The 11065-nt window shown below is 42.9% G+C and carries 12 protein-coding genes and 1 pseudogene; 3 read left to right on the top strand and 10 right to left on the bottom strand.

Annotation, left to right across the window (positions count from 1 at the left end):
* The 3 genes and pseudogenes from RL70_RS18095 to RL70_RS00395 all read right to left on the bottom strand — a co-directional run.
* Positions 1–186, bottom strand: a pseudogene (locus RL70_RS18095) (hypothetical protein); the annotation flags it as partial.
* Between the two features lie 72 nt (positions 187–258).
* Positions 259–936, bottom strand: coding sequence for a hypothetical protein (locus RL70_RS00400; RefSeq protein ID WP_039041454.1), 678 nt, complete (start codon positions 934–936; stop codon positions 259–261).
* 241 nt (positions 937–1177) lie between these two features.
* Positions 1178–2596, bottom strand: coding sequence for a YdiU family protein (locus tag RL70_RS00395; protein WP_231567203.1), 1419 nt, complete (start codon positions 2594–2596; stop codon positions 1178–1180).
* Positions 2597–2770: 174 nt separating this feature from the next.
* Here RL70_RS00395 and RL70_RS00390 point away from each other — a divergent pair, with 174 nt between their 5' ends.
* A complete protein-coding gene (locus RL70_RS00390) occupies positions 2771–3319 on the top strand; it encodes a sigma-70 family RNA polymerase sigma factor (protein WP_039041452.1) in 549 nt (182 codons plus the stop codon).
* Positions 3306–4400 carry a hypothetical protein gene (locus RL70_RS17700; protein ID WP_156137862.1) on the top strand — a complete coding sequence of 365 codons (1095 nt, stop codon included), beginning with the start codon at positions 3306–3308 and terminating at the stop codon, positions 4398–4400. Before RL70_RS00390 ends, RL70_RS17700 begins: the two co-directional genes overlap by 14 nt.
* 62 nt (positions 4401–4462) lie before the next feature.
* Here the strand turns inward: RL70_RS17700 and RL70_RS00375 are convergent, their stop codons facing one another.
* The 7 genes from RL70_RS00375 to RL70_RS00350 form a co-directional block, all read right to left on the bottom strand.
* Positions 4463–5614 (bottom strand): hypothetical protein, encoded by a 1152-nt coding sequence (locus RL70_RS00375; protein WP_039041451.1) that lies wholly within the window; start codon positions 5612–5614, stop codon positions 4463–4465.
* Positions 5607–6128 carry a sigma-70 family RNA polymerase sigma factor gene (locus RL70_RS00370; RefSeq protein ID WP_156137861.1) on the bottom strand — a complete coding sequence of 174 codons (522 nt, stop codon included), beginning with the start codon at positions 6126–6128 and terminating at the stop codon, positions 5607–5609. Before RL70_RS00370 ends, RL70_RS00375 begins: the two co-directional genes overlap by 8 nt.
* A gap of 115 nt (positions 6129–6243) precedes the next feature.
* Positions 6244–7905 (bottom strand): ribosomal protection-like ABC-F family protein, encoded by a 1662-nt coding sequence (gene abc-f, locus RL70_RS00365; protein ID WP_039041450.1) that lies wholly within the window; start codon positions 7903–7905, stop codon positions 6244–6246.
* Positions 7906–8339: 434 nt separating this feature from the next.
* Positions 8340–8690, bottom strand: coding sequence for a rhodanese-like domain-containing protein (locus RL70_RS00360; protein ID WP_231567202.1), 351 nt, complete (start codon positions 8688–8690; stop codon positions 8340–8342).
* A 116-nt stretch (positions 8691–8806) separates the two neighbouring features.
* On the bottom strand, positions 8807–8962 hold the full coding sequence (locus RL70_RS17980) for a hypothetical protein (RefSeq protein WP_185736842.1): 156 nt from the start codon (positions 8960–8962) through the stop codon (positions 8807–8809).
* 73 nt (positions 8963–9035) lie between these two features.
* Entirely contained in the window at positions 9036–9719 is a 684-nt protein-coding gene (locus RL70_RS00355; protein ID WP_039041448.1) for a DUF1129 family protein, read from the bottom strand.
* Positions 9706–10047: a PadR family transcriptional regulator gene (locus RL70_RS00350; RefSeq protein WP_039041447.1), complete on the bottom strand. Its 342-nt coding sequence runs from the start codon at positions 10045–10047 to the stop codon at positions 9706–9708. The genes RL70_RS00355 and RL70_RS00350 overlap by 14 nt, the downstream gene beginning before the upstream one ends.
* Before the next feature lie 183 nt (positions 10048–10230).
* Between RL70_RS00350 and RL70_RS00345 the strand changes: the two genes are divergently transcribed.
* Positions 10231–10980, top strand: a complete 750-nt coding sequence (locus tag RL70_RS00345) for a GNAT family N-acetyltransferase (RefSeq protein WP_039041446.1) — start codon at positions 10231–10233, stop codon at positions 10978–10980.
* The last annotated feature ends 85 nt before the right edge of the window (positions 10981–11065 follow it).

Here is an 11065-nt window from a genome sequence, read left to right as displayed (position 1 = left end):
CTTGTAGGAAACTAAGTCACCGGAACGAGCGGGTTCTCTGACGGAACGGGCGGGTTCTCCGTCGAAACGAGCGGGTTCTCTCCCGGAACGGGCGGGTTCTCCGCCGGAACGAGCAGGTTCTCTGTCGGAACGAGTGGGTTCTCCGCCGGAACGAGCGGGTTCTCTGTCGGAACGAGCGGGTTTCATTTTGCGGATTCAGCTGGACATCAAAACACCAGCCCCCTCCTTTCTTAGGATGGGGCTGGTACAAAGAATCGCTTAAAGTTCTCCAGCTTCAAAGTTCTCGGCATTGATGTCCGGATCGTTTACATTACTAATGACGAATTCGATATAAGTATCAGAGTCCTCTGCGAGCAAGTTAAATTTATCAGTTTTTACGAAATGATAATCCTCCGTACTTTCAGTTTCAGGATCAGAAAAGTGAAGTTCTTCCATCCAGCCGTCCACTTCCCCTTCAGAAGCAGCTGGATCAGCGCCACGAATAATGGAACGTACGACACCAAACGCTTCTTTCCGGTCCCCAAACATACTGAACATAACAGAACGCACTTCTTCTTCGCCTTTTTTGGCAAGCAGTTGCATACGTCGGTCTTCATCGTATTTCATGTCTATAATTTCGTGATCTCCTTCAGAACCTGATTCTCTCCAATCTAAATTATCGACGCGCTCAGGGATCCCCACTTCTTCAGCAAACTTATTGAAGTTGGTTTGGAAGTCCTTAGCAGTCACCCCGATTTGCATATCCGATGCTTCCCCATTTTCAGCTTCTGCATCAGCTTCTTCAGTTGAATCCTCGGACCCTGTTCCTTCTTCAGCAGAGACTTCAGGCTTTTCCACATCCGATTTGCTTGTCTGATTTGCTTTATCTTCACCACATGCAGCGAGTGCAAGCACTAATAGTGCACCTAGAAATACCCCAGTCCATTTCTTTAACATATGTTTCCAACCCCTGTCTATAAATTTCCAACTCCCTCACTATAGCGATTACTCAGATTATAATCAATTTAATGTACTGTGATTTCAATAAAATAATCATTTTCTACCAGATTACTAGAAATTATTTAGAACTTAGTAACTGGATTAAACACTACAAGCATAGGGTAGACCACTTTCCTAGCTTAATAGTAACCACAAAAAGACGAACGCCTTATAAGCGTTCGCATTTTCCATAGCATCATTATGTTCCACAATACGTTCGATAAGGTGCTGACGAATCTGTTGGTTTCGTATAGTCAACCTGCTCTTCGGAATAAGAATATGGGGAAGCAAGAACTTGATTTAACTTGTGCAACACACTGAAATCGCCGTTTTCCGCTGCCTCGATCGCCTCTTCCACTCGATGGTTGCGCGGAATCACTGAAGGGTTGCTTAGTCGCATTATTTCATAAGATTCTTCAATAGTGGCAGTCTGTTGCTTTCGTCGTGTCTCCCACTTCTTCTTCCATTCGCAAAAGGCGTCTTCACTGAACCAATCTGGTTGTTCTACGTTTTCATCTGTTAATGCCCTGAACGTATTCGTGAAGTCTGCTTGAGCGTCTTTCATGATAAGCAATAACTCCTTCGAAAGCGCTTCGTCTAACGGTTGTTCATCCAACAAACCTAGCTTCTCTCGCATCCCGCTCAGCCATTCTCGCTCAAAAACATTACCAAATCGAGCAAGTTGCTTCTCCGCAATCTGAATTGCCTCATCCTGATTCTCATCTAGTAACGGCAGTAAGGTTTCCGCAAACCGTGCCAAGTTCCACGATGCAATTCCCGGCTGATTGCCGTATTTATAACGCCCATTCACATCAATGGAGCTGAACACGGTCGCTGGATCGTATACGTCCATAAACGCACATGGCCCATAATCAATCGTTTCCCCGCTAATCGTCATATTATCGGTGTTCATAACTCCGTGGATGAATCCGACAAGCTGCCACTTGGCAAGCAATGCTGCCTGTCGCTCGATCACATTTCCGAGCAACAGTTCATATGGATTGTCCTGTGAAGCAATGTCTGGATAATGCCGCTCTATAGCGTAATCCGCTAGCTTCTTCAAGTCTTCAGGTACTTGACGAGCAGCTGCGTATTGGAACGTACCCACTCGTAAATAACTGCTTGCTGTCCGGACAAGTACCGCTCCTGGCAATATGTTTTCGCGATGCACGTCATTTCCAGTCAATGTAACAGAAAGGCTTCGCGACGTAGGAATGCCTAATGCGTGCATCGCTTCGCTAATGATATACTCACGTAACATGGGACCAAGTGCTGCGAGACCATCGCCTCCACGTGAAAATGCCGTTGGACCCGATCCTTTTAAGCCGATATCCACACGATCTCCTGACGGGGTCAATTGCTCGCCCAAAAGAATCGCTCTCCCATCGCCAAGCATCGTAAAATTCCCAAACTGATGCCCAGCATACGCTTGTGCAATTGGCGCAGCACCTTCTGGTAGTTCATTACCACAAAGAACTTCCGGATTCAGCTCCTCAACTTCCAGGCCAAGCGATTCAGCAAGACCTTTATTCAGCAAGACCACTTTTGGAGAAGTTGCCTCTTCAGGAGTCGCTTCTGCAAAAAACACTTCCGGCAATTGACTGTAGCTATTATTCAAATTCCACCCTGCTTCTGAACACACGTGATCACTCCCTTTACCTGTATACTACCCCTAGATTCACGAAAAACGATAGAGAAATGAATTCTTTAGTTGATAAATGAAACGGTCGTGCTTTTTCACTCGTCTTTAAGGTACACCAGGGTGGAACGCAATGAGAAAGGATGGGTTGGCATGCCTCGCGAGAACAAGTTCGTTCCAGATTGGAAACAGGATGAATGGCTTGAGCAATTGATGGATCAGTACGGAAACCAGTTAACGAATCTTGCGTTCAGTTACCTCAAAGACTGGGGACGGGCGCAAGAAGTTGTTCAGGATGTTTTTGTGACATGTTTTCATCGAGCTTATCAGCTAGAGGAAATTCGTTCTGTAGAAGCATGGCTATATCGGATTACGATTAACAAATGTAAAGATGTATTGAAAAGTTCATGGTTCAAGCGTGTGATTGTTGGGAGTCCACTCTTTCAGTTTCTTCGATCTAAAGAGCCGACTCCACATGAACACATGCTTCAGAACAGTGAGGATGAACAGTTGGCACAATGCGTGTTGCAACTCCCGCTCGCTTATCGAGAAGTCATTTTGCTCTATTATTACGAAAACCTGACAGTACCCGAAATCAGCGAACTAATAGACGTAAACCAAAATACACTTAGGACTCGACTCAAAAGAGGACGGGAAAAATTAGCACAACTGCTGGAAGGCGGGGATCATGATGAAAGATGAGAAAACAAAAATTCGTTCCGCTTTTGACAAAACTGTTTTTCATAAAGAGTCATTTACAAAACAAAACAAACAAGCTGTCAGACGAGAAATTCGACGTACACAACGCCCAGCCCGATTCGTTCCTGCGATTGTTGGAACAATTGTTGCGATATCCTTGTTATTCATAGGTATCTTTTTAATAAAAGGAGATCTGTTGAATTCTTCAAAACCGGATGTTCTGTCAGGTAAAGGAACGAGTAGCTCCGGGGCATTTACTATTGAGGACATTTCAGATGGCCCCTTCCTCGCTAATGAAACTTACTACATTGTCCTGCCAATTACATGGAACGGGAACAGCACAGCGACCATTAATTCCATTGAATTAATCAAAGAGAATCAGCAACCCCTTCACACAACCGATGGAATTTCATATTCATTCTATCTTGCTGATGCGAAGAAAAAGCCCGGTGTTTATGGACGGGATCAGGTTGGAGAGATTTCTGATATTCATGGATTTCAAATTGAGGATGAAAGCAGTTTAATAATAGAAGTCTCATTAAAAAACGCTGTGCCCGACAAATCTCGTTCGATTAAAATCGGATATTCTGTAAATGAAGAAGAAATGGAGCAACTACTTGTGGTAGGTGTGCTACAAGGCTTAGCGACATTACCTGAAAACACAACTACCGAAAGTGTTCCCATTGAATTGAATACTGCAGAACAAAATGTATATAGTGCATTTAAGAAAGATTTGGATACTCAACATTTAGTAGGCTTGTCCCCCATGAGCGTGGCAAAGCTTTATATTCACGCATCATACTTAGGTGATCGCAAAGTCGAATATGCACTCTATACCGATCAAGAAGAGTTCATCCAATGGAGCCAGGAGGAAGATCAAGCGATCCCTGAATCCGACCGCGGTACACCTGAACAATTGACACAGCAGTATCGAAACTTTGAAGAGGGTCGATTTCTTCAGACGAGTAAAATTGAAGGGTACATTGAATATTATCCAACTAGCAAAAACGAACCCCCTTCTGGATTTCAACTGATCAAAAATGAAGACGGCATTTGGCAAGTGGCATTCATGCCGATTCAGTAAATAAAGAAATCCAGTGGATCGATACGGAAGAGCCATTTGCTCTCCGTTCAATCCACTGGTTTTTAGTTTTCATGCAGTTTTTTCGTGTCTATAATGTAAAGCGGCGTCTCCAGCCCTTCTCCGTTTACGATGAGTTTGCCGGATTCATTGAAGCGTGGTTTAACGAGTCTTTCACCAACACCATTCAACGTCTTAATTGGGTCTGCAGTGTCCTCTTTCAGGTGAAATAGTTTTACTGTATCGCTTTCTCCTTTTGTCACACTTAGAGCCAAATAATTATCATAGATTGCATACGCGCTATTTTCAGGGACATCCAATATATGAACTTTACCAGTAGCTAAGTCAAGGTAACCTAGCGTTGTATCATCTCCATTGGATGAAAATTGACCATAAATCCTATCATCACCAAGTGTTAAATAGGAGAAACTTTCATAAGGTACCGTATAGGTTTGCATTAATTCACGACTCTCTATGTTATAGATAGATACGTGCACTGATTTTCCATTATCTCCTTCCTTCTCTTCTGCCACTGCCAGCCGTTCATGCGTGACTGTAGGGAAACTGCCACCACCATCTATTTCATGCAGCAGCAACTTTTCCTCCGTGTTTAAATCATAGACATAATATGATGGCATTTCTGAAAGTCCTAAATATATGATTTGGTCTCCTACCAACTCAAAACTTCCATAAGCTTCTAACAAAACATTCTGTTCACCCGTATCCCGATTTAGAATGTGAATTCCGTGACCGCCCCATATAACCCACCTTTCATTTGCTGCTAAATCCACACTAGAAAACTCAATACTTTCAGTGGGTGCCACCAGCACAGTCTCTGTCTTAGTATCAATGGAATACGAATATATCCCTCTTTCATCCGTATGAATGATTTCATTATTCTCTTCAACATAAATGGAGTTGATTAAACTCGGATATGATACATTGGGCACGACGACTTTTTGGATCTTTTCCTCAGATAGCGCTTCCTGAAAAGCACGTTCTTGCTGCTCATACTCCACGTAAGGGACTGCGAGAACACCTGCCACAACGACAAAAGCTGCTGCCGTCATAAGTGGCTTCAGCGTTAATCGCTTTGGCACCACTTCGGCATCGAGTCGTTGATGAGCTTGATGAAGAATATGTTGTTTTACCATGTCTTCCAAAACCAGTCGTTCCGGCAATACTGCGTCTAATTGATTCTGCACTTTATTAGTCATCAGCATTCTCCTCCTTTAGGATTCCTTTTACAAGTCTTCGTGCACGCGCCAATCGGGTTTTCACTGTATTAACAGAACAACCCAGTACCTCTCCTACTTCAGAAACCTTCAATTCCGCATAATAGTGCAGCCAGATTACTTCTTTGTACTTTAACGGAAGACGATTAATTAATCGTTTTAACTCGTCACTCGATTCCTCAGTCATCACTTTTTCCTCAGTATTTTGAAAGGATACTAGTAATTCTCCCACTTGATGGGAAAGCTCTAGCTTTCGATAGTGCCAGCTTTTAAAGAGATTGTGGCAATGGTTGATCGCAATTCGGTATAAGTATGTTTTAACGGAGGAACGGTGTCCGAATTCATCGATATGTATGTAGTATTGAATGAAAACCTCTTGGACAATATCTTCTGCTTTGGCCCTATCTTTCACGATCGCGTACACGACTCGAAGTAGATAATCGCCATGTATATCCATCGCCTCAGCAAGCATCCTGTCTCGTTCGTGTCTTTCCAATCCGCCACCTCCACTTTCTCTTTATCTGTTAGACAATGCATAATTGAATTTGGTTTCATTACCATTATACGGCAAACCAAAAAAGCAGAGCGTGGATGCCTCTGCTTTTTTGTATTCAGCTATTCAGTTCCCGTAACTGTCGAGACAGATCAAAAAATTGCCGATCTAGTTTGCTGTATGCTGGATTCCCAGGGGTCAGAAGGCTCAACTTTCCTAATACCGCCTGTAATTCCGTTTCAAGCCGAAGTTTTTCTTGTTCGGAAGATGGGGCTGGAGCAGAAGATTTTCGACTTTCCCATTCCACCAAACTATACGGTACTTTACGGACGGTCCCTTTTTCAAACAACAGCAGTCCATCGGCTATACGCTCTGTAAAATATCGATCGTGTGACGCAAACAGCAACGTTCCTGGATACGTATCCAACGTGCGCTCTAGCTCTTCACGCGATGGAAGATCCAAGTGATTCGTTGGTTCATCCAGTAATAACACATCCGTTTTCCTGCGGATGAAATCGAGCAGTTTCACTTTCAAACGCTCCCCCTGGCTAAGGACACCTAGCGGCAGCTGCCATTGTTCAGCTATAAATCCTAAATTCGTCAATTGGATACGCAGGAAACCTTGTTCTTCGTAAGACGGAGAATAAAAATATTCGGCCATCGTCTGTTCATCCGGTAAATCGAATGCGGTCTGACGCAAGTATCCCAGCGTCATGCCTTCAGATAGCCAGACGTCCCCATCGTAATCAAGTTCGCCTAAAAGCATGCGGAACAGCGTCGTTTTCCCAGAACCATTCGGTCCGAGAAGCGCAAGTCGCTCACCTGACTGTACAGTAAATGCAGCATTCCGAAAGAGTTGTCTGTCTTCGAATGCTTTGCCTGCATCTTTCAGTTCCAGAACCCGCTTACCTTTCCTCCGTAGCCCTTCCAGTTCAAACGAAACCGATGTTTCTGCAATTGGCGCCTCTTTTCGGTTTTTCTTAAGCTCTGCTTCTAATCGATTTTTCTTCGAACGAATTTGCACGTTCCGTTTCTTTACCTTTTTCCGGTAGTATTCTTTAGCGCCACCTTTTTTCGTAGACTCTGCGTGCCCTTTCGCAGACCACTTATCCAGCTGCTCGATTTGCCCTTCAATTTCAGCGATGTACTGTTGCTGCTCTTCATAATGCTTTTGCTGTACGAATCGCTCGTGCTCTTTCTGCTTGCGATAATCCGTGTAATTGCCTTCATAGACCGTCAATTTGCCGTTCTCAATTTCAAAAACAAGATCCGCCAAGTGGTCGATGAAATATCGATCGTGGGAGACGAACAGTAAAGTACCCTCACGTTCTTGAAGCGTTTCAATGAGCCGTTCCACACTTGATGCATCTAAGTGATTAGTCGGTTCATCCAATAGTAAGATTTCACGGTTTTCAGCAAGCGTAGTTGTAAGCCGCAGTTTGACTCTCTCTCCACCGCTTGCATACGCATATTCTGTCTTTTTCGGCACGTGCCAGTGACTTCGCTTTTGAAAGAGCTCTTCTTGTGTCCAATCTACTGGCTCTTCTGTTTCAGCCTCTTGTTTGTAATACGAAATGGAAGGCGTTCGACCAATCCAATCTACTCCTCCTGAAGTAGGTTCTCGTTCACCTGATAGAATTGACAAAAGTGTTGTTTTCCCTGCTCCGTTCGGCCCGACAATTGCTATTTTGGCTCCTTGCGGGATTTTTGCGCTGAGTTCTTTAAAAATATTTACATCCCCATATCCCGCTGATACCTTGTTCACTATTCCTCGTAACATCTACATTCCTCCAGTTGGAAGGGAACACAAAAAAGATCCCTCCGTAAAATAATCGGAAGGATCGGTTCTGTCAGCATCTCAAAAAAGCCTCAACTCTATTGATGAGCATCGTAATATCGACTCAGCAAAGGTTGAAAGTGGCAGTTTAAAATGGACAGACCAATCCCGTTTTTCCACACAACGAATCATTCGTTTTGAGAAATTAGGAATTAGTTATCCATCAGCCACACTCAACCCTTTCTGTCAGTTAGTCTATCTAGTATATCAAATTTAGAATTGTTCGCAAGTTTAAAGTTGTATCTTCTTTATTTCCAACATTCGATTATTTCCGGGGAAATAATCTTCAAACCGACATTTTGTAGCAATTATTTACCTAAGCAGAACACCCCATTACAACAATTGTCGATTTGTGTTGGGTTTACATCTTTCTTCTGTTACTGCCAAGCGCTCATTCCGCCTTTGACATTAATGACATCGGTAAATCCTGCTTTTTTCAGCATTCCTGCTGCACGGGCGCTACGCATTCCACTTTGGCAGATCACGTACGTTTCTTTGCTTTTGTCCAGCTCACTCATACGCTTTCCTAAATCGTTAAGAGGAATATTTTTAAATTCTTTGACGTGTCGACCTTTGTATTCTCCAGGTGTTCGAACATCTACAAATTGCTTCGATTTATCTTTCATTAAAGCCTTAACTTCAGTTGTGGATATTGTACGAATTCCTTTTGCTGGTTTCATACGCCATACAAAGAAAGCCACAATTAGTAAGATTATAATCCAACTCATCGGTAATTCCTCCATTTGTTTTCTATTTCTTCAAATATACCTATAAGGGTATTTTAAAGCAATAAATTTGCCCATAAAAAAAAACGCAGCACCCGATTGCCTGCGTTTGGTATAGGTTATCTCTTCTCTGACAGTGCTAAAAAGAATGTCGCAACTGGTCCCAGTAATAGCGAGAGCAAGAACCAGTTGAAACCAGTTCGGTTCTTCCCTTGTGCCAATACAGCATTGATTAACGCGAGCGTTCCCCATCCAACAAAATAACCCTCATCCATATTGAAAACCTCCCGATCCGTTCTTTACTTCTATCTATACTACGGATTGCGAGTCTATTCGGTTTCGTTTCCATCAAGAAGTCCCTTCATTTTTCCGAGCTAGCCATTGACTCAGTAATAACATCACAAAGCCTACTAATAAAGAAGCTAGCCAAGGAAATTCAATGGCAGGACCTCTCCCTTTAAAAAAGAATGCAATCCCCATAAAGAGTCCGAATACCAGGACTCCAGATATTCCTCCAATAATTGCAAATTTCCAAGTGCTTTTCTTCTCTTCAAATGCCGTTTTGTTCACCATGTTCATTAGAAGTAGCACACCAAACACGGTCATCATGAGTACCGCTACGACCATAGCTGCTGTTGAAGCAAGATATAGATGCTCATCCACTGGTTTGATAAACGATAGTACGCCTAAAATAGCACCACGAGCGATGACCATCCAGCCTAATACGCTGAATATCAGCTGGATTCCAAACAACAGTTGGTTTTTCTTCTTCTCTTTTGGCATTTGTGCAATCACTTCGTCTGCATACGCTCTTGGATCTCCACCAAATATTTTTTCTGCGCTCTTACCGTCATTTTGACCCTCCAATAGATGCTCAAGCATTTCCATCAGTAACTCTTCCGTTGCCCGTTCTGACAGTAAGAACTTAGATCGGATGTATACGAGCATATTGGTATAGTACTGTTCGTTTTCCTCGGTCAACTGTTCCCGCTTTTCATTGTTTTCTCGAATCAATTCCTTAGTTGTCACCATCACCAGTCTCTCCTTTCAATAATACGTTTACTGGAACCGCAAGTTTCCCCCACTCACTTCTAATGAATGACAATGCCTCTTTGCCCTCTTCCGTCAGTGTGTAGTATTTTCTGCGCGGGCCTGACTCAGATGCACGCATTTCCCCTGTGATCCATTTATTTTTCTGTAGTCTCAACAACACGGGATAAATGGTTCCTTCACTCACATCATCTAGTCCGACTTGGTGCAACTTGGCGGAGAGCTCGTAGCCGTATACCGTCTCTTTTTCAATGACGGCAAGCATACAACCATCTAGAATTCCTTTTAATAACTCACTTCTCACTGACACGCGACCACTCTCCATCCAGTATGTTGCCTTACAAGGTAGCTTTATAAAAAACAACTACCTTGCAACGCAAAGTAGTGATAGTGCTAGTATATTCTCGTCTAATAAATATGTCAATCCCAATGTTCAGAAAAGTGAATCCCACCTCTGAAATATATGATAGGATTGCAGAAGGAGGGGTTACCTATGAATCGTATTACATTCGACGACATTTATAACGCTGGGATTGTAGCGACAATCACTGATACATATAGCCATTTTCATCTACCTGATATGCCACTTTATTATGACAGTAACTTCATGGAATTTAAAAAGATGCCCACTGTTAGTGAGTTTAAAAAAGCAGAGCATGAATTAAAAATCTATCACACAGCACGCGGTCAGCACCATCTGAAATTCACATTCCCTCAGGATGAAACCATTTCAAAAGAATTGACGGCCTATTTAAACCGTCAAGACTATGAAATCGGTTTTCTAGAATTATATGCACTCTATCCAAAGGATTTTCCGGAGACGTCTCCATCTTCAGCTATTGAGGTTCTTCCGGTGACTGCATCTAATCTCGAAGAATTCCTTCACTTACAGAGAACAATTGATGAGCAATTCGGGAGAGAATTTGCAACACAAAAACAACTGCAACATAAAAAGAACTTCTCAAATCCTGATTTTCTGCAGCTTATTGCATACTTCGATGAGGAAGTAGCTGGTTCAGTTGATTTGATCATTCAGGCACGGACTGTGGAGATAGATGGGCTGCACGTGTTAGAAAGAATGAGACATAAAGGTGTAGGAAGTCAGTTGCAGCGATGGTTAATGGAGCAGTTTCCTGACAGACTAATTATTTTGGTCGCTGACGGTGAAGATACCCCAAGAGAAATGTACCAACAGCAAAACTACAAGTATATGGGTTGCCAATACGAAGCGGTGAAAGCCTGAATTTTTATTGGTAATTTACTTCTTATCTCGTGCTAAACTAATGATAGACAGACTTCTAAATCGGTCAGGACGTGTAGTAGGTGAA

Origin of the sequence: Sporosarcina sp. ZBG7A, assembly GCF_000813425.1 — a bacterium.
Taxonomy (GTDB): Bacteria; Bacillota; Bacilli; order Bacillales_A; family Planococcaceae; genus Sporosarcina.
The sequence above is the reverse complement of the archived record's forward strand: the minus strand, read 5'-3'. Positions and strand labels throughout refer to the sequence as shown.

Bases quoted from the DNA above. Each gene is read 5' to 3' on its own strand.
- RL70_RS00400 (WP_039041454.1), bottom strand. From the start codon at position 936: ATGTTAAAGAAATGGACTGGGGTATTTCTAGGTGCACTATTAGTGCTT.
- RL70_RS00390 (WP_039041452.1), top strand. From the start codon at position 2,771: ATGCCTCGCGAGAACAAGTTCGTTCCAGATTGGAAACAGGATGAATGG.
- RL70_RS00360 (WP_231567202.1), bottom strand. From the start codon at position 8,690: ATGAGTTGGATTATAATCTTACTAATTGTGGCTTTCTTTGTATGGCGT.
- RL70_RS17980 (WP_185736842.1), bottom strand. From the start codon at position 8,962: ATGGATGAGGGTTATTTTGTTGGATGGGGAACGCTCGCGTTAATCAAT.
- abc-f (WP_039041450.1), bottom strand. From the start codon at position 7,905: ATGTTACGAGGAATAGTGAACAAGGTATCAGCGGGATATGGGGATGTA.
- RL70_RS00355 (WP_039041448.1), bottom strand. From the start codon at position 9,719: ATGGTGACAACTAAGGAATTGATTCGAGAAAACAATGAAAAGCGGGAA.
- RL70_RS00345 (WP_039041446.1), top strand. From the start codon at position 10,231: ATGAATCGTATTACATTCGACGACATTTATAACGCTGGGATTGTAGCG.
- RL70_RS00375 (WP_039041451.1), bottom strand. From the start codon at position 5,614: ATGACTAATAAAGTGCAGAATCAATTAGACGCAGTATTGCCGGAACGA.
- RL70_RS17700 (WP_156137862.1), top strand. From the start codon at position 3,306: ATGATGAAAGATGAGAAAACAAAAATTCGTTCCGCTTTTGACAAAACT.